The organism is Novosphingobium sp. (assembly GCF_030699305.1).
Classification (GTDB): Bacteria; Pseudomonadota; Alphaproteobacteria; order Sphingomonadales; family Sphingomonadaceae; genus Novosphingobium.
Genome location: NZ_JAUYNB010000010.1, coordinates 492,974 through 509,741 on the forward strand (window position 1 = coordinate 492,974; position 16,768 = coordinate 509,741).

A 16,768-nucleotide genomic window follows, 5' to 3' on the forward strand; every position below is an offset into this window, starting at 1 on the left:
TGAACCCCTCCAGATCGTGCCAAGATAGTGAAGCGAGGCGCGGCGTCTAGCTGAGATCGTTGATGGTGATGGCCTTGCCCGCCAGCGCGGCCTTGTTCGCGGCGCGGCGCATCCGCTCGACCTCCAACCGTTCTGGCGGGGCGACTTCATCGGGCAGGGCGGCGAGGCTGTCCTCATAGATCGCCTTGAAGTCCTCGGCGAATTCGGGGTGGGTGAAGACGAGGCCGGTATCCGCGCTCATGCCCGCGATGATCTTGGTCCCGGCCTCGTGCGGGTCCATCCCGGCCTGGAACACGCTGCCGAACTGTTCCAGCTGCGCCTTGTCGACCTCGCCAAATCCGCTTCCGGCAAATTCGGCGGGGCGGCGGAAGGCGGAATCCCAGGCGTTGGTGCGGATCAGCGCGGGGCAGACCAGCGTGCAGCCGATGCCCAGCGGGACCAGGTTATAACGCAGCGATTCGGTCAGCCCGCGCACCGCGAACTTGCTCGCGGTATAGATCCCCGCCTGCGGGCCGGACAGGTACGCGGCCATGCTGGCGATGTTGACGACGTGGCGCTTGCCGTGCGCAGCTTTCAGCTTGGGCAGGAACGCGACGATCCCGTTGACCACTCCGCCAAAGTTGACGCCCATGATCCAGTCATAGTCGGCATGGGATGCCTCCGCCGTGTCCCCGAACACGCTGACCCCGGCGTTGTTGCACAGCACGTGGACCTCGCCGAAGTGCGCCTCGACCGCATCGGCCGCAGCCGCCCAGCCGGCGCGGTCCAGCACGTCCAGCTTGATCCACAGCGGTTCCTCACGCCCGTTGGCGGCGAACCAGGCGGCGGCGGCGGCGCGGTAAGCCTCGTTGCGCCAGGACAGCGCCAGCCGCATGCCCGCGTCGCTGAACGCCTGCGCGAGGCCCAGCCCCAGCCCGGAAACGCCGCCCGTGATGAAGGCTACGCGGCCTTGCCATTCGCTCATGCAGATTTTCCCTCTCGCCATCTTTCGGACATTTGTTAGTTTTGCATACAATTAAACCGGGAGAGTCGAAATGGCTGATTTGGAATCGCGCTTCACCGCGCTGGAAGGCCGCGTGGCTGAGCTTGAGGATCAGGCCGCGATCCGCAAGCTGCAATGGGCCTATGGCTATTACATCGACTACAACCGGCCCGAGGAAGTGGCGGGGCTGTTCGCCGAAGACGGCGCGGTGGTGTTCCTGTCGGGCGAATATCGCGGCCATGCCGGGGTGATCCGGCTCTATGGCACCTGGTTCCAGAACCTGTTCACTGGCGGACGGCGCGGGCCGGTCAAGGGCTTGCTGCTCGACCATTTCCAGTTGCAGGACGTGATCACCGTCGCGCCTGATCGCACGACCGCGAAGGCCCGGTTCCGGGGCGTGCTGGCGGGCGGCTGGCACGATGCGATCAAGGACAGCCTGCCCGAAGGAATGCCGCAACAGTTCTGGGAAGCGGGCATCTATGAGAATGACTATGTCCGCGAAGCCAATGAATCCGGTGATCTGGTGTGGAAGATCAAGCGGCTCAACTATCTGATGCAGTGGCAGGCCGATTACGAAACCGGCTGGGCGCACACGGTCGCGCACTTGCAGCCCGCTGTGCAGTGCTATCCCGAAAATCCGATCGGTCCGGACGTGATCCTGCCGGAAGAGGAATGGCGCCAGACCTGGCCGCACCGTCAGGAGGTGGCGATGAGCTTTGCCCATCCCGTGCTGGGCGCGGCGTTCGTGGTGGAAAACTTCACCAGATTGCAGCAGCAGTGGCCCTAGGGTCAGGGCCTTGCGGCCGGGTTACAGCTTCACGCCTTCGTGGTGGCTGCGAATCCAGTCGGTCATCGCGGCGATGATCTTGTCCGACAGGGCGGCAAACTCACGCTGCTGGCGCGGCGTCAGTCCGCCCAGAACTGCCTCCGCCACGGCCTCGGCGGCGGGAAGCAGTGCGCGGTACGCCTGCAAGCCGCTGCCGGTCAGGCGCACTGGCTTGCGGCGGCGGTTTTCCGGGTCGCTCGTCGCCTCGATCCAGCCGCGTTCGCGCAGGGTGGCCAGCGCGCGGCTGACGTTCATCGCGGGCACGCCCATGATCTCGACCAGATCGTGCCCCGCCAGATCGCCCTCACCCGCCAGCGCCATCAGCGCTTTCAGTTCAATCTGCGACACGCCGGAAGGATCACACACCCCGTCTTTCATCGGCCCATTGATGAAGCTGCCGAGCTTGAGCAGACGGATCAACAGGTCGAACGGCGCTTCGCCGGGGGTGATATCGGCGGCAGGTCCGGGTGGGGTGGCATCCATGCCCCGCCTATCGGCGCGTGGTTGAACCGGCGCAAGGGGGATCGAGCGACATCCCTAACAATTGTGACCTTTTTGCATCACTCATGCGGCCAGAGGAATTGACGATAACGGAATGCTTGCCAAGCCGAATATTGTATGTCTTACTCACAATCTAAGGAGGCCCCGGAAGGGTCCGAAATAAGGAGAGGGATGAGATGGCCAAGCTTTCTGGCATGACTGCAATTGCGCGCATGGGCCTTGCGGCCGGTGCTTCCATGATCGCGCTGAGTCTGGCGACGCCGGCTCTGGCGCAGACCAGCGATGATCAGAACACGTCCGAAGCGGGCCGCGAAATCGTCGTTACCGCCCAGTTCCGCGAACAGAAATTGCAGGATACCCCGCTGTCGATCACGGCGGTGGACGCCACTCTGCTGGAATCGCGCAACCAGACCGATCTGTCGCAAGTCGCCCGTCAGGCCCCGAACGTCACGTTGAACGCCATGGGCGGCGCTTATGGCTCGTCGTTGGGTGCCTCGATCCGCGGCGTTGGCCAGTTCGATTTCAACCCGGCCTATGAACCGGGCGTCGGCATGTATGTCGATGATGTCTATTACGCCACGCTGACCGGCGGGATCTTCGACCTGCTCGATCTGGAACGCGTCGAAGTGCTGCGCGGGCCGCAGGGCACGCTGACCGGCCGCAACGCGATCGGCGGCGCGATCAAACTGTTTTCCAAGAAGCCGTCGGACGAAAACTCCGGCTCGATCCAGGCAACGTATGGCGAACGCCAGCGCATGGAACTGCGCGCGAGCGCCAACTTCGTGCTGGCCGATGGCCTGTATGCCCGCGTGTCGGGCGTATACAAGCGCCAGAACGGCTATGTGAATCAGGTCGATTACGGCTGCTCGTTCCCGACCAATCCGGATGGCATCACCGCTTTCCCAAGTTCCGGTTCGAATTGCGTCATGGCCGATCTGGGCGAAGTGAACTACGCAGGCGTCCGCGCCGCCGTGCGGTTCAACCCCAGCGATGTGATCGATTTCACCGTGACCGCCGACTATACCCGTGAAGACCGCAACAATGCGGCCGAAGTGGTGACGCAGACCAACGGCCTGGACCGCGTGATCTGCGGACGCTTCTGCACGTATGCCAGCTTCTATCTGCCCGGCAACAACCTGTCGCCCGGCGGCGGCCAGCCGGGACCGTGGGGTCAGGTGGGGCAAGGCTATTTCATGCCCAACACCACCAAGTTTGATGGCTGGGGCGTTTCCGCCAACGGCACGATCAAGCTGTCCGACACGATCAACATCCAGTCGATCACGGCCTATCGCGATTATCGCCAGATCTGGGGGACCGATGATGATTTCGGCCCGATCGCGGCGAAGGGTGCGGGCGGTTACAACGATCTGAAGTTCTGGTTCTTCAGCCAGGAACTGCGCGTCAACGCCGAACTGGGTGACAATGTCGACCTGACCGTGGGCGGCTTCATGTCCGACCAGCGTTCGGTCTACTTCACCCGCCAGGACATCCGCTACATCGCGCCGGGCCTGAACTTCCAGTTCATGGGCAATGACCCCGTCAACGCCGACAGCAAGGCCGGGTTCGGCACGATCATCGCCCGCCCGATCGAGGGCCTGACGCTGACCGGCGGCGTGCGCTATACCGACGAGCACAAGGATTACACTTTCGTCCGCAAGAACTTTGACGGCACCGTGTCGTACTTCCTTGGCGCGCTCGACGGTGTGAAGGCCACCTATGACGGCAGCCGGTGGGACTGGCGCGTTTCGGCGGACTATCGCTTCTCGCCGCAGGTGCTGGCCTATGTCACCGTCGGCACCGGCTTCAAGGGCGGCGGCGTGACCGCCCGTCCGTTCGATGCTGCGCAGGCACTGAACGGCAGCTTCGGTCCGGAAACGGTCCGGGCGTATGAAGCCGGCCTCAAGACCGACCTGTTCGACCGCCGCCTGCGGGTGAACGTGGCGGCCTTCATCAACGACTACAAGGCAATCCAGCTGCCGCTGATCAGCTGCGCATCACTGGGTTCGAACGCGCCGTGCGGTGCCCGCCAGAACGCGGGCAACGGCAAGATCAAGGGCTTCGAAGTCGAAGTGACCGCATCGCCGGTTGAAGGGTTCGATATCGACGCGTCGCTCAGCCATCTGGATGGCAACTGGTCGACCATCGACGCCCGTGTCGGCAACGCGATCCTGATCACCGATCCGATCGTGACGCCAAGCTGGAAGTGGAGCGTCGGCGCGCAATACAAGGCCGATCTGGGCGGCTATGGCTCGATCACGCCGCGGTTCGACATGGCCTATACCGGCAAGACCAGCGCCGGCCGCGTCGCGGCTGGCGGGCCGATCGACTACTTCGAGGCCTACACGCTCGGAAACGCCCGCGTGACCTGGCGCAACCCGGATGAAGACCTGTCGATTTCGTTCGAACTCCAGAATGTGTTCAACAAGTACTACACGCCGGCCCGCTTCGCGGCGGTCTACGCTTTCTCGGGGACGATCTACTCACAGGTTGGCCGTCCGCGTGAATGGGCGATCACGGTCAAGAAGCAGTTCTGACCGGATCGAACGCCTGACATTCAGGTGGGGAAACAGGAGGGGTGGTCCGCAACGGCCACCCCTTTTTGTTGCGTGTTTTCCTTTGCGCCAAGCCGGGGGCGGCGCTAAGATCGATAACAATTGTTATAATATTACCATCTGGGAGAATTACCGATGCTGCCCCAAGGCGTGAATATCGCTCATCCCGACAAGCTGTTCATCGGCGGCCACTGGGTTCCTGCGCATTCCGGGCGAATGCTGGAAATGGTGTCGCCCAACACCGAACAGGTGATTGCGACTTGCGCCGAAGCGGACGAGGCCGACATGGATGCGGCCGTTGCCGCCGCGCGCGCGGCGTTTGACCATGGTCCCTGGCCGACGACCCCCCCGGCAGAGCGGGTAGCCGCATTCCGGCGGATGGTCGCGCATCTGGAAGCGCGTGTGCCCGAACTGGCCGCCGCATGGACGGCGCAGATGGGCGGCCTCGCCAGCTTTGCCGGGCCGATGCACGGCGGATCGGTGCTGGGGTTGTCGCAGATTGCGGGCTTTGCGGAAGCTTTCGGGTTCGTGCAGCAGCGCGAAACGACCGGCGCGGCCGCCGGAATCGTGGTGCATGAACCGGTCGGGGTGGTCGCCGCGATCGCGCCGTGGAACGGGCCGTTCGGGATCATGGCCAACAAGGTCGCCTATGCGCTGCTGACCGGCTGCACGGTGGTGATGAAGCCCAGCCCGGAAACCCCGCTCGAAGCCTATATCATTGCCGAAGCCGCCGAAGCGGCAGGCATCCCGGCGGGCGTCGTCAACCTGGTGCCCAGCCACCGCGAAGCGGCGGATCACCTTGTCAACAATCACGGAATCGACAAGGTGTCGTTCACCGGATCGACGCTGGCAGGCAAGCGCATCGCCCAAGTCTGCGGGGAGCGCATTGCGCGCTACACGCTGGAACTCGGCGGCAAGAGCGCGGCGATCATTCGCGATGATTTCCCGACCGAAGCGGCGGCCAAGCTGCTGACCGGCACGCTCAGCCTGATGAGCGGACAGGTCTGCGCGATGCTGACCCGTGCCATCGTCCCGCGCGCGCGGCACGATGAACTGGCGGCGGCGATCGCGGCGGAAATGAAGCAGGTCGTGATCGGCCATTCCGATGATCCGGCCACCCAGCTTGGCCCGCTGGCGATGAAGCGCCAGCTGGAACGCGTCGAAATGTATATCGAGGAAGGCAAGCGAACCGCCGATCTGGTCTGCGGCGGCGGGCGGCCCAGCCATCTCAATCAGGGCTATTTCATCGAACCGACGCTGTTCGCCAATGTCGATAATCAAAGCCGGATCGCGCAGGAGGAAATCTTCGGACCGGTGCTGAGCCTTATCCCGTGCGAGGATGAGGAAGATGCGATCCGGATTGCCAACGAATCCCATTATGGCCTGAACGGTTCGGTCCTGACGCAGGATGCCGAGGCGGCTTATGCGATCGGGCGGCGGATCCGCACCGGCGGGTTCGGGCAGAACGGCCTGCGGATCGACTTCGGCCTGCCGTTCGGCGGGTTCAAGCAATCCGGAATCGGCCGCGAAGGCGGGCCGGAAGGGCTGTGGGGCTATCTCGAAACCAAGACCATGCTGCTTGACGCGATGCCCGCGCAGCTTTGATACAGTCGGGCAAATCGGGAGAGAGCAGCATGGCAGATCACGTGAGCGGCAAATCCATCGTCATCACCGGTGCGGGTGGGGGCTTTGGGCGGCTCGTGGCGCAAAAGGCCGCCGCGCGCGGGGCGAAAGTCACGCTGGGTGACATCAACTTGCCCGCTGTGGAGGAAGTTGCCGCCGAAATTCGCGCTGCCGGGGGACAGGCGCAGGCCGTGGCCGTGGATGTGACCCAGCTCGGTCAGGTGAAGGCGCTGGTCGGCGCCGCGCTGGACGCGTTCGGCGCGGTCGATGTCATGCTCAACAACGCGGGCATCATGCCGCTGGCGTTCATCGCCGATCACGCGGCGGCTTATGCCGCGTGGGAACGCTGCATCGACATCAACATCAAGGGGGTGCTGAACGGAATGGTCGCCGCACACGATCCGATGATCGCGGCCGGGTCAGGCCACGTCATCAACGTCTCGTCGATCTATGGCAATTTCCCGGTGACGGGCGCGGCGGTCTATGGCGCATCGAAAGCGGCGGTGAACTTCCTGTCGGACAGTTTCCGGGTCGAAGCGCGCGGCAAGATCAAGGTGACGATCGTCAAGCCGACCGGGGTTCCGGCCACGGGGCTGGGCAGCACGGTGGTCAACCAGGCCGCCAGCGTCGGCATTCTGGGTCAGAATACGCCTGATTTCATGGCGATGGTCGCCGGGATGCAGGACGGGAAGTTCCCGGCGGCGCGGCTCGATCCTGAAAACATCGATTACGCCAGCCTGGCGCCCGAACACATCGCCGATGCGATCATCCACGTGATCGATCAACCGGCCGGCGTGTCGATCGGCGACATCACCGTGCGCGCCGCGGGGGATCACTTCATCCTGTAAGGGGGGGCGTCGCCGGGCGTCAGAACATCCCGTTGTCGTTCAGGGCCTTGTCCGGCACCGGCTGGACCACGTCCCAGTGCTCCATCACCCGGCACCCCTCGACCCGCAGGATATCGACCACGGCGATGCCCCGGTCCTCTGCCGAGAAGCGGCCGTGGGCGTGGACCGCGACCAGCTTGCCGTCGGCGATCACGCGCTTGATCTCATACCGGATCGCGGGATTGCTGGCGAAGAATGGCTCCAGAAAGGCAATCGCCGCGTCGCGTCCGGTCGCGGCCATCGGGTTGTGCTGGATATAGCCGGGATCGACCCAGGTCTCGAACGCCTTGCGCACGTTCTTGCGGACATAGAATTCGGTCATGAATTCCGTCACAACCTGCTTCGGGGTCAGCTTGCAGCGCCCTGCCCCGGCGGGTTTCGCGGCGAACGCGGGTTGGGCGGCCAGCACGGCGGCGGCCACTGCGGTGAGTGCGGCAAGAAACTGCGGCTTCATCTGGCTTCTCCCGGCGAAGTGGCGACCCGCCGGAGCGGGATCGCACTCTGTGCTTGTGTTTATAACAATTGGTAAGATATGCCGCAGCCATGACAGGGCGTAAAGCCCGATTGGGAGAGACAATGGACCGCGCTGAACTTTATGCCGTCCTCGATGGCTATCTGGCTGCCTTGCAGGACCGCGCGCCAGAGCGGCTGCGCTGGGCGGACGGGGCGAAGACGTCTGAAAACAATGTCATGCTGGATATCGGCGACGGACTTTGGGGTACGATTGATCGGCTCGGCGATTACGATCTGCGCTTTGCCGACACCCGCACCGGTCAGGTCGGGTTTTTCGGCGTGACACACGAACACGCCGAAGAATCGGGCTTTGCACTGCGGCTGAAGGTGGCGGCGGATGGCGGGATCGAGGAAGCGGAAAGCATCGTCGTGCGCCAGTCGGATTCGGGGATCAAGTTCCTGAACCCCCGGTTCTGGGACAAGCCCATCATGAATTCAATGGCCGAAGTGGCAACTCCGCGCGCGGAGATGATCGCGCTGGCGGACGGCTATTTCTCCACGCTGCAACAGAACGACGGCACGATCCGGACCAAATTCCATCCCGATTGCGACCGGGTGGAAAACGGCGTGCAAACCACCCGCAACCCGGAATTCGCCTATGTCGTGCCGGTCGCTGCGCTGGGCTGTGAGGAGCAGTTCCGGATGGGCAATTACCGCTATGACGACCGGCTGCGCGGGCGGCGCTTTCCCTTGGTGGACGAGGAACGCGGCATCGTGATGGCGTTCGGGTTCATCGACCATTGCGGACGGATCAAGGAATACCAGCTGACCGACGGGCGCACCGTGCAATCGCCGGTACGCTATCCGCACAGCTTCTATCTGGCGGAACTGTTCCGCATCGATGCCGGGATGATCCGCCAGATCGAGGCGAATTTCATCACCGTGCCCTATCACATGAAAAGCCCGTGGGACGGCCAATGAGCGGAGCAGCCATGTTGAAGCGCTTTACCCTGCTGCTCTCGCTGGCGCTGGCCGCCTGTTCGGCCAGCGAAACCGCGCCGCCGCAGCAGGCTGAGGCGGGCGAGAACTGGACCAATCCCGGCGGCGATGCGGGCAAGACCCGGCATTCGGTGCTGACCGACATCACTCCCGCCAACGTCGAACGGCTGGGTCTGGCGTGGGAGGCGAAGCTTGGCACCAACCGCGTGCTGGAAGCGACCCCGGTGGTGGTCGACGGGGTGATGTACACCAGCGGCGTGGCGGGCCGTGCCTATGCCTTCGATGCGGCGACCGGCAAGGAGCTGTGGCGGTTCGAGCCGCCGGTCGACATGCAGGTCAACCGCACGGTCTGCTGCGACATGGCGAATCGCGGCATCGCACTGGCGAATGGCAAGGTCTATGTCGCGAGTCTCGACGCGCAGCTTTACGCGCTCGACGCGAAGACCGGCCAGATCGTCTGGCAGGCCGATACCGTGGATGACAAGCAGCGCGGGATCAATTCCACCGGCGCGCCCGAAGTGGCGGGCGATGTGGTGGTGATTGGCAATGGCGGCGCGGAATACGATGTGCGCGGCTATGTCTCGGCCTATGATCTGGCCACGGGTGAGCTGAAATGGCGGTTCCACACCGTCCCGCGCGATCCGGCGCTGGGGCCGCAGGACCACCCCGACCTTGAACCCGCCGCGAAGACCTGGGACCCGAAAAGCCGCTGGGACATCGGCGGCGGCGGCACCCCGTGGGATGCGATCAACTATGACCCCGAAACCGGGCTGGTCATCATCGGCACCGGCAACGGCGGGCCGTATGACCTGTCAAAGCGCTCGCCCGCCGGCGGCACCAACCTCTACCTCTCCTCGCTCGTCGCGCTCGATGTGAAAACGGGGCGGGTGAAGTGGCACTATCAGGAAGTGCCGGGTGACAGCTGGGACTTTACCGCCACCCAGCCGATGATCCTGACCCGGATGAAAGTGGACGGCGAGGACCGCCCGGTGCTGCTCCACGCGCCGAAGAACGGCATTCTGTATGTGATCGACCGGCGCGACGGGAAACTGCTGCGCGCCAACCCGATTGTCCGGGTCAACTGGATGAAGGGGATCGACCCCAAAACCGGCGCGCCGATCATTGACCGCGACGCGGCGGATTATTCCCAAGCCGCCAAGATCGTGTTCCCCGGCACCCCGGGTGCGCGCAACTGGTTCCCGGCGGCCTATGATCCGGTCAGCGGGCTGTTCTTCGGTTCGGTGCTGGATATGGGCAACCTGATGTTCCAGACGCCGGGGCAAAAGCCGTTCAAGGCCAAGGGGCTGAACAACGACGCGGCGCTGATCTTCACGCCCGATCTGGTCGCCGCGCTGCCCACGCTGCCGCCGCCGGTCGCAGCGGGGGTGAAGGCGCTGCCCGCGTTTCAGGATGTGCTGAAGGATCCGGGCCGCGCCGAAATGCGCGCAATCGATCCGCTGACCGGCAAGACCGTCTGGGCGCAGCCGATGGAAGGCTGGCAGGACCGGGGCGGGGTGCTCTCCACCGCGTCCGGCCTGCTGGTCCACGGTACGGTCGGCGGGCAACTGGTGGTGCGCGCGGCAAAGACGGGCAAAGTGCTGAAAACCATCGATACCGGCACCACGATCCTCGCCGCGCCGATGACCTACAAGGTGAAAGGCGTACAATATATCGCGGTGATGGCGGCGTGGGGCGGGGGCGGTTATCCCTATGTCCCGCGCTATGCCGCGGCCTACAAGCGCGGGAACACGGGCCGGCTGCTGGTGTTCCGGCTGGATGGCGGCGCAGTGCCGATCCCGCCTGAGCTGCCGCCGCTCGAAGTAGCGCCAGAGCCGCCAGAGCAGGCTCCCGGCGTCACGCCCGACACCATCGCGCAGGGGCGCGGGCTGTTCTTCGCCAACTGCGCGATCTGCCACGCCAACCAGCACCGCTCGATCACGCCCGACCTGCGGCGGATGCAGCCCGGTACGCACGACGCGTTCAACGCCATCGTGCTGGACGGCGCGCTGATGCCGAACGGGATGCCGCGCTGGAACGATGTGCTCAAACCGGCCGAGGCGGCGGCGGTTCATGCCTACCTGATCGACCTGCAGGTCACGACCCGGCGGGATGAACTGGCCAAGGTGAAAGCCGGATTGGCGCTGGATGCGCCGAGCCTGGCGATCCTGTCGAACTATTGATCGCGCTGCAGGGTGCAGGGGAGGACACGATGATCTCGACCATGGATAACCCCCAGCTGGAATTCGCCTTCGCGATCCGGCTGTGGTTCACCCGCACCAGCATGGTGCCTGATATCCCCAGCGGTGGTTGGCGCAGCGCGGTCTATGTCGATGGCGGGGAAATCGACGGCCCCCGGATGAAGGGCCGCGCGGTGCCCAATTCCGGCGGGGATTATGCCCACTTTCGCCCTGACGACACCGCCGTATTCGACGCGCGCTACATGCTGGAAACCGATGATGGCGTGACGATCTACATGCAGAACAAGGGCTTCCTGTGGGGGCGTGAGCCGGACACGATGGCCAAGCTGCGCAAGTGGGCGTTCGAAGGCGGCGAGCCGGTGCCCCACGCCGAATACTACCTGCGCGCGCAGCCGACGTTCGAGGCGCCCAAGGGCAAGTACGAATGGCTGACCCGCCACGTCTGGATCGGGATTGGTGAGCGTAAGCCCGATGGGAACTATGTCCGCTATTACGCGCTGACCTGAACCTGAAGCCCCCTCCTCTTCAGAGGAGGGGGTTGGGGGTGGTGCTGGTCAGGCACGCTGTGCGCCAGCGGCCACCACCCCCCGGCCCCCTCCTCTGAAGAGGAGGGGGAGATTGGCTTGCTTCAACCTGCAAACTGTGCTTTCAATCATAACAATTGTTATAAAAATGAAGGGGAGAGCGCGTGAAGCTCGTCACACCGCCGCGGGTCAGTCCGCAAGCGTTCGATACCGCGATGCAGGCCTTTGCCGGGGTGGTCGGCAAGGATTGGGTCATGGCCAGCGATGCTGACCGCGCGGCCTATGCCGATACCTATGCCCCCGGCCCGCAGGAACAGTGGCCCTCCGGCGCCGCAGTTGCCCCTGCCTCGGTCGAGGAAGTGCAGGCCATCGTGCGGCTGGCGAACGAGCACAAGACCCCGCTGTGGCCGGTCGCGCGCGGCAAGAACCTGGGTTACGGCACATCGGCCCCGCGCATGGCGGGCAGTGTGGTGCTGGATCTGGGGCGGATGAACAGGATCCTCGAACTCGATCCCACGCTGGCTTACTGCGTGGTCGAACCGGGCGTCGGGTACTTTGATCTGTACGAAGCGATCCAGCGCGACAAGCTGCCGCTGTGGCTGTCGGTGCCGGGCAATGCCTGGGGTTCGGTGATGGGCAACGCGCTGGAACACGGGATCGGTTACACGTCCTACGGCCTGCACGCGCGCAACCTTTGCGGTGTCGAAGCCGTGCTGCCCGATGGCGATCTGGTGCGCACCGGAATGGGCGCGATGAAGGACAATCCGGCCTGGCACCTGTTCCCGATGGGCTATGGCCCGACCTGGGATCTGGCGTTCACGCAATCGAACTTCGGGGTGGTGACCAAGGCCGGGGTCTGGCTGCAACCCGCGCCCGAAACCTCGCTGGAACTGGTGTTCGACATTCCTGAGGCCGACGATATCGGCTGGGTGATCGACACGATCGCGCCACTCAAGATTTCCGGCCTGATTGACCAAAACGTGTTCATTCCCAGCTGGCTGGGCAAGATGGTGCTGAAAGGCCAGCGCAAGGATTTCTGGGACAAGCCCTCCGCGATCCCCGAATGGCGCGTGGCCGAACTGCTGAAAGAGCACAAGCTGGGCTACTGGCAGGTCGCGCTGCGGCTCTACGGCGAGGAACCGGTGGTCAAGGCCAGGGCCGATGTGATCAAGGCGGCGATGGCCCGCAACCTGAAAGCCGCGCCGGTCGAAAACTGGTGGCGCACGGGTGATCCGATCAACGCCTATGAAACCACGATGGGCGTGCCTTCGGCCGTGCCACTCCAGATGAGCGACTGGATCGGCGGGCGCGGCGCACACATGGGCTTTTCGCCGGTGGTCCCGGCCACGGGCAAGGCGGTGCTGGAACAGATGAAGCTGTCCCGCAAGATCATCGACAGCTTCGATGTCGATTTCTACGCCAGCTTCACCATCGGCGGGCGGTTCGCCAACAACGTCAACATGCTGATGTTCGACCGTGACCAGCCGCAGCAGATCGAGACGATGAAAAAGCTGTTCAACGCGCTGATCGATGAAACCGCCAAGGCCGGGTTCGGTGAATATCGCACCCATCTGGGCTGGATGGACCGGGTGATGGACACGTTCGATTTCAACGACCACGCATTCCGCCGGTTCAATGAAAAGGTGAAGGACGCGATCGATCCCAACGGGATCATCGCGCCGGGCAAGCAGGGCGTCTGGCCATCAGCCTATCGTGATCAGGCGAAGGAGGGCCGGGTATGAAGCGCGGTCTGACCATCGCCGCCGCGCTGTTGCTGGCGGCATGCAACCAGCAGGAGGCCGCCCCGCCGCCGCCGCAAGCCGCCGCAAAGGGCGGGCCGCCCCCGCCGCCGCCCTACCAGATGCGGCCAGAGGCCGCGACTGGCAGCCGGTTGGCCGCCAGCGACGGCCAGCGCGCTTATGAAGTCCACTGCGGCTATTGCCACCTGACCGGCGGCATGGGCACCAACCTGCTGACCAAGCAGCGGATGATGGCGGGCGAGCCACCCGAAAACGGCCTGTTGACCAATCGCACCGACCTGACGGCAGACTATGTCAGGCAGGTCGTGCGGATGGGCAAGAACGCCATGCCGCAGCAGACCAGGGTCGACATCACCGACGCTGAACTGGATGCAGTCGCGCTTTATCTGGGGAAGGCGAAATGACCGGGCTGACCCGCCGGACCCTGCTGAAAGGCAGCGCACTTGCCGGGGCGGCGGTGGCTGTCCCGGCCGGAGCCGCCGCGCTGCGGCAGGCCGGGCTGGTGGTGTTTGACAGCCGCCTGCCCGAATCGCTGGCCTTTGTCCGCACTGCCGGAGCCGTTCGCACACTGGACCTTGCCGCCGAGCAAGGCGCGCACTTCGCCACCATCCGCAGCGGGGTGCCGCACGGCAAATCGCTGGAAGGGCTGACCCGCTGGAGCGACTGGGTCTCGCTGCGCAGCGAACTGGAAAGCCACGGCTGGCGGGTAACGTCCGAACAGGTCGCCGCGCCGCGCCAGCGCCTGCTGCGCTGGAGCATGACGCGGCGCTGACAAGCCAATGTATCAACCCCCAAGCCCGTTCGTGTCGAGCGAAGGCGAGACACCGCGCACAGCGGGCAACGTGTCTCGCCTTCGCTCGACACGAACGGGGTGTCAGGGGATGGGCCGTAACCCTCAGCCCGGATTGCGCGCCCGGACGAACCAGCTGGCCCCCGGCATCATCACCGAACCATCGCGGACATAACCGCCCAGCGCTTCGATCAGCGTAGCTTCGGCCTCGGCCAGTTTATCGGGGCCAGCGGCGCTGAGCACATCGCGCATCGCCATGGCATCGAGCACGAATGACACCGCCTCAGCCACGCTGGCACCGCTGCCGCCGAGCGGCTGGTCGGCCTGATGCAGGGTCATCTCCACATCGCTGAAACCAGCGGCGTTCAGCATCGCGGTGGTCTGGTCCGCATCGCCAAACCGGAACGGGCCGGGGCCATCGGGATCGCGCTGGGGCACATCGGCAAAGCGGTTGATGATTGCGCCGACAATCCCGATCCACGGGTTCAGCATGGGCGATGCCCAGCACGCGAACACCGCTTCGCCGCCGGGGCGCAGCCAGCTGCGCATGTTGCTGAACGCGGCGGTGCTGTCGCCAAAGAACATCACCCCGAACCGCGACGTCAGCCGGTCGAAAGGGGCACCTTCAGCGGCGGCGACCTGACCATCGGCGCACTGGAACGTGCAGTTGGTCAGGCCCGCCGCATCGCGCCGCCGGTTGGCCAGCGCAATCAGCTGCGGCGCAATGTCGATCCCGGCAACCCGGCCGTCCGGCCCGACGGTGCGAGCGATTTCCAGCGTGGTCAGTCCGCCGCCGCAGCCGACATCGACGATCCGCTCGCCCGGCTGAAAGTCCGCCGCCGCCAGCAGCGCCATGCCAACAGGCGCAATCATCGATTCGAACTGGTCGATATGGGCCAGCCAGCGGTTACCGACTTCGCCGGTCCAGTCCTCGGTTACGATATCGCTCATGGTGCGTCCTCTCCGTGTGATCTTTTCGCTGGCAACCTAACATCGCGCTTGACCTGACCTCAACCGGTTTTAGTATGCCTTACATACAAAAAACAGGAGAGAGCCGGGATGGGCGAAGTCACCCTCTATCATTGGGAGCCGAATGCCAATTCCGGCAAGCCCATGCTTGCGCTGATGGAAAAGGGCGTCAAATTCGACAGCCATTACATCGATATGCTGAACTTCGATCAGCACAAGCCGGAATACCTGGCGATCAACCCGCAAGGCACGATCCCGGCGATGACGCATCGTGCAGGTTCCTTGGGCAGCCGCGTCCTCGTCGAATCGACCGCGATCATGGAATACGTGAACGCCGAATTCGACGGGCCGGACCTGATGCCCGGCACCGCGCAGGATCACTGGCGCATCCGCTGGTGGATGAAATTCATGGACCAGTGGCTGGCCCCCAGTTTTTCGATGTTCGGCTGGAAGTTCTTTGTCGGCCCCAATGCGCTCGCCGCGCACGGGCAGGACAAGATCGAGGCGCAGATCGCACAGATCCCGCTGCCCGAACGGCAGCTGGCCTGGCGCAAGGCGGTGTTCGGCCTGTTCAGCGAAGCGGAAATGGCCGAAAGCGGCCGCCGGATCAGCGTCGGCATCCGGATGCTGGAAGACGAACTGACCAAGCGCGAATGGCTGGCGAGCGACCAGTATAGCCTCGCCGATGTCAACGGCTTCAACCTGGCCTATGCGATGCCGCTGTCGCAGCCGCATCTGGCCAACGATGAAGTGACCCCCAACATCATGCGCTGGCTGCGCGCGATCTATCGCCGCCCGGCGACGCGCGAATGCTGGAAGCTGGGCCGCACGCCGATGGCCAGCCGCGTGGCAATTCTGGAACAAGACTACATCCCGCCCCGCGACGAGTCCGAGGGCATTACGAGCGGAGTGCGCTGACATGGCGATGATCCTCTATCATGGTGAGCCGAACGGCCCGTCGCTGGCGGTGCTGGCCGCGCTGGGCGAAAGCGGGTTGGACGTCGAATGCCGCCGGATCGACCTGCTGGCGGGTGAACGTCACACGCTGGCCGGTGTAACCGAGCCGCTGGCCCGCGACATGGGCGTCGAAGGCGAAGGCCCGGTGTTGGTGGCGGGTGGCGAAGCGATGACCGAAAGCGTGTTCATCGCCCAGTTCCTGGATGAAAGCGGCTCGAACACGCTCCAGCCCAAGGACGCCTATGCCCACTGGCAAATGCTGATGTGGTGCCGCCGGATTACCGAGCGTTGCGCCCCTGCCGCTGCGTTCCTCGGCTGCAAAGCCAGCGCGCAGCCGGTGTTGGCGGGGATGGATGATGGCGCGTTCGCCGCGCTGTCCGCCACGATCGCCAGCGAAGACCTGCGCACCCGTTGGGGCGCAGTGCGGGCCGGGACCTTCCCGGATGAGCAGGTGGCCGACAGCGTGACCAAAGTCACCGACGCCGCGAAAATGGTCGAGGACCAGCTGGCCGACGGGCGCGACTGGCTGATGGGCGATCTGACCATTGCCGACTTTGAAACCTATGGCTGGCTGGCCGGAATGGTGGACCTTGTGCCGGATGCCTTTGCTGGCAAGGACCGGGTATCCGGTTGGCTGGCGCGCGTGGCCGCCCGCCCGTCGGTGCAATCCGCATTGGCGCTGGCATCCGTGCCAAATCCGCAGTCCAGCTGGGCGCCGGGTCCTGAAATCAACCGTTGGGGATAAGC

16 protein-coding genes are annotated in these 16,768 nt (G+C 64.5%); 12 read left to right on the forward strand and 4 right to left on the reverse strand.

Annotated elements, in window-relative coordinates; genetic code table 11:
- Positions 1 to 46: 46 nt before the first annotated feature.
- Complete coding sequence (locus tag Q8Q53_RS05130; protein ID WP_305700673.1) at positions 47 to 964, reverse strand: SDR family oxidoreductase; 918 nt, start codon at positions 962 to 964, stop codon at positions 47 to 49.
- 70 nt (positions 965 to 1,034) lie between these two features.
- Here Q8Q53_RS05130 and Q8Q53_RS05135 point away from each other — a divergent pair, with 70 nt between their 5' ends.
- A complete protein-coding gene (locus Q8Q53_RS05135) occupies positions 1,035 to 1,769 on the forward strand; it encodes a nuclear transport factor 2 family protein (RefSeq protein ID WP_305700674.1) in 735 nt (244 codons plus the stop codon).
- 21 nt (positions 1,770 to 1,790) lie between these two features.
- On the opposite strand, the gene Q8Q53_RS05140 is transcribed toward Q8Q53_RS05135, so the two are convergent.
- Complete coding sequence (locus tag Q8Q53_RS05140) at positions 1,791 to 2,291, reverse strand: MarR family winged helix-turn-helix transcriptional regulator (protein ID WP_305700675.1); 501 nt, start codon at positions 2,289 to 2,291, stop codon at positions 1,791 to 1,793.
- A 194-nt stretch (positions 2,292 to 2,485) separates the two neighbouring features.
- Here Q8Q53_RS05140 and Q8Q53_RS05145 point away from each other — a divergent pair, with 194 nt between their 5' ends.
- From Q8Q53_RS05145 to Q8Q53_RS05155, 3 genes are all read left to right on the forward strand, one after another.
- Positions 2,486 to 4,843, forward strand: a complete 2,358-nt coding sequence (locus Q8Q53_RS05145) for a TonB-dependent receptor (protein WP_305700676.1) — start codon at positions 2,486 to 2,488, stop codon at positions 4,841 to 4,843.
- A gap of 153 nt (positions 4,844 to 4,996) precedes the next feature.
- The gene (locus Q8Q53_RS05150) at positions 4,997 to 6,466 is read left to right on the forward strand and encodes an aldehyde dehydrogenase (protein WP_305700677.1); all 1,470 of its coding nucleotides are present in this window, start codon (positions 4,997 to 4,999) and stop codon (positions 6,464 to 6,466) included.
- A 29-nt stretch (positions 6,467 to 6,495) separates the two neighbouring features.
- The gene (locus Q8Q53_RS05155; protein ID WP_305700678.1) at positions 6,496 to 7,332 is read left to right on the forward strand and encodes an SDR family oxidoreductase; all 837 of its coding nucleotides are present in this window, start codon (positions 6,496 to 6,498) and stop codon (positions 7,330 to 7,332) included.
- A gap of 19 nt (positions 7,333 to 7,351) precedes the next feature.
- Here the strand turns inward: Q8Q53_RS05155 and Q8Q53_RS05160 are convergent, their stop codons facing one another.
- The gene (locus tag Q8Q53_RS05160) at positions 7,352 to 7,825 is read right to left on the reverse strand and encodes a nuclear transport factor 2 family protein (protein WP_305700679.1); all 474 of its coding nucleotides are present in this window, start codon (positions 7,823 to 7,825) and stop codon (positions 7,352 to 7,354) included.
- Between the two features lie 122 nt (positions 7,826 to 7,947).
- Here Q8Q53_RS05160 and Q8Q53_RS05165 point away from each other — a divergent pair, with 122 nt between their 5' ends.
- From Q8Q53_RS05165 to Q8Q53_RS05190, 6 genes are all read left to right on the forward strand, one after another.
- On the forward strand, positions 7,948 to 8,805 hold the full coding sequence (locus tag Q8Q53_RS05165) for a hypothetical protein (RefSeq protein WP_305700680.1): 858 nt from the start codon (positions 7,948 to 7,950) through the stop codon (positions 8,803 to 8,805).
- Positions 8,802 to 11,003, forward strand: a complete 2,202-nt coding sequence (locus tag Q8Q53_RS05170; RefSeq protein ID WP_305700681.1) for a PQQ-dependent dehydrogenase, methanol/ethanol family — start codon at positions 8,802 to 8,804, stop codon at positions 11,001 to 11,003. Before Q8Q53_RS05165 ends, Q8Q53_RS05170 begins: the two co-directional genes overlap by 4 nt.
- A 29-nt stretch (positions 11,004 to 11,032) precedes the next feature.
- The gene (locus tag Q8Q53_RS05175; RefSeq protein WP_305700682.1) at positions 11,033 to 11,527 is read left to right on the forward strand and encodes a DUF3237 domain-containing protein; all 495 of its coding nucleotides are present in this window, start codon (positions 11,033 to 11,035) and stop codon (positions 11,525 to 11,527) included.
- A gap of 182 nt (positions 11,528 to 11,709) precedes the next feature.
- Complete coding sequence (locus Q8Q53_RS05180; RefSeq protein WP_305700683.1) at positions 11,710 to 13,287, forward strand: FAD-binding oxidoreductase; 1,578 nt, start codon at positions 11,710 to 11,712, stop codon at positions 13,285 to 13,287.
- Positions 13,284 to 13,709 carry a cytochrome c gene (locus Q8Q53_RS05185; RefSeq protein WP_305700684.1) on the forward strand — a complete coding sequence of 142 codons (426 nt, stop codon included), beginning with the start codon at positions 13,284 to 13,286 and terminating at the stop codon, positions 13,707 to 13,709. The genes Q8Q53_RS05180 and Q8Q53_RS05185 overlap by 4 nt, the downstream gene beginning before the upstream one ends.
- The gene (locus tag Q8Q53_RS05190; RefSeq protein ID WP_305700685.1) at positions 13,706 to 14,077 is read left to right on the forward strand and encodes a twin-arginine translocation signal domain-containing protein; all 372 of its coding nucleotides are present in this window, start codon (positions 13,706 to 13,708) and stop codon (positions 14,075 to 14,077) included. Before Q8Q53_RS05185 ends, Q8Q53_RS05190 begins: the two co-directional genes overlap by 4 nt.
- Positions 14,078 to 14,200: 123 nt before the next feature.
- Here Q8Q53_RS05190 and Q8Q53_RS05195 read toward each other — a convergent pair whose 3' ends face one another.
- Positions 14,201 to 15,046: a class I SAM-dependent methyltransferase gene (locus Q8Q53_RS05195; RefSeq protein ID WP_305700686.1), complete on the reverse strand. Its 846-nt coding sequence runs from the start codon at positions 15,044 to 15,046 to the stop codon at positions 14,201 to 14,203.
- A gap of 108 nt (positions 15,047 to 15,154) precedes the next feature.
- Here Q8Q53_RS05195 and Q8Q53_RS05200 point away from each other — a divergent pair, with 108 nt between their 5' ends.
- On the forward strand, positions 15,155 to 15,982 hold the full coding sequence (locus tag Q8Q53_RS05200) for a glutathione S-transferase family protein (RefSeq protein ID WP_305700687.1): 828 nt from the start codon (positions 15,155 to 15,157) through the stop codon (positions 15,980 to 15,982).
- 1 nt (position 15,983) lies between these two features.
- Positions 15,984 to 16,766, forward strand: a complete 783-nt coding sequence (locus Q8Q53_RS05205; protein WP_305700688.1) for a glutathione S-transferase family protein — start codon at positions 15,984 to 15,986, stop codon at positions 16,764 to 16,766.
- Positions 16,767 to 16,768: the final 2 nt, after the last annotated feature.

What these genes read in the sequence shown, in the direction of transcription:
- Q8Q53_RS05130 (WP_305700673.1), bottom strand. Translation starts at nt 964, where the DNA reads ATGAGCGAATGGCAAGGCCGCGTAGCCTTCATCACGGGCGGCGTTTCC.
- Q8Q53_RS05135 (WP_305700674.1), top strand. Translation starts at nt 1,035, where the DNA reads ATGGCTGATTTGGAATCGCGCTTCACCGCGCTGGAAGGCCGCGTGGCT.
- Q8Q53_RS05140 (WP_305700675.1), bottom strand. Translation starts at nt 2,291, where the DNA reads ATGGATGCCACCCCACCCGGACCTGCCGCCGATATCACCCCCGGCGAA.
- Q8Q53_RS05145 (WP_305700676.1), top strand. Translation starts at nt 2,486, where the DNA reads ATGGCCAAGCTTTCTGGCATGACTGCAATTGCGCGCATGGGCCTTGCG.
- Q8Q53_RS05150 (WP_305700677.1), top strand. Translation starts at nt 4,997, where the DNA reads ATGCTGCCCCAAGGCGTGAATATCGCTCATCCCGACAAGCTGTTCATC.
- Q8Q53_RS05155 (WP_305700678.1), top strand. Translation starts at nt 6,496, where the DNA reads ATGGCAGATCACGTGAGCGGCAAATCCATCGTCATCACCGGTGCGGGT.
- Q8Q53_RS05160 (WP_305700679.1), bottom strand. Translation starts at nt 7,825, where the DNA reads ATGAAGCCGCAGTTTCTTGCCGCACTCACCGCAGTGGCCGCCGCCGTG.
- Q8Q53_RS05165 (WP_305700680.1), top strand. Translation starts at nt 7,948, where the DNA reads ATGGACCGCGCTGAACTTTATGCCGTCCTCGATGGCTATCTGGCTGCC.
- Q8Q53_RS05170 (WP_305700681.1), top strand. Translation starts at nt 8,802, where the DNA reads ATGAGCGGAGCAGCCATGTTGAAGCGCTTTACCCTGCTGCTCTCGCTG.
- Q8Q53_RS05175 (WP_305700682.1), top strand. Translation starts at nt 11,033, where the DNA reads ATGATCTCGACCATGGATAACCCCCAGCTGGAATTCGCCTTCGCGATC.
- Q8Q53_RS05185 (WP_305700684.1), top strand. Translation starts at nt 13,284, where the DNA reads ATGAAGCGCGGTCTGACCATCGCCGCCGCGCTGTTGCTGGCGGCATGC.
- Q8Q53_RS05190 (WP_305700685.1), top strand. Translation starts at nt 13,706, where the DNA reads ATGACCGGGCTGACCCGCCGGACCCTGCTGAAAGGCAGCGCACTTGCC.
- Q8Q53_RS05195 (WP_305700686.1), bottom strand. Translation starts at nt 15,046, where the DNA reads ATGAGCGATATCGTAACCGAGGACTGGACCGGCGAAGTCGGTAACCGC.
- Q8Q53_RS05200 (WP_305700687.1), top strand. Translation starts at nt 15,155, where the DNA reads ATGGGCGAAGTCACCCTCTATCATTGGGAGCCGAATGCCAATTCCGGC.
- Q8Q53_RS05205 (WP_305700688.1), top strand. Translation starts at nt 15,984, where the DNA reads ATGGCGATGATCCTCTATCATGGTGAGCCGAACGGCCCGTCGCTGGCG.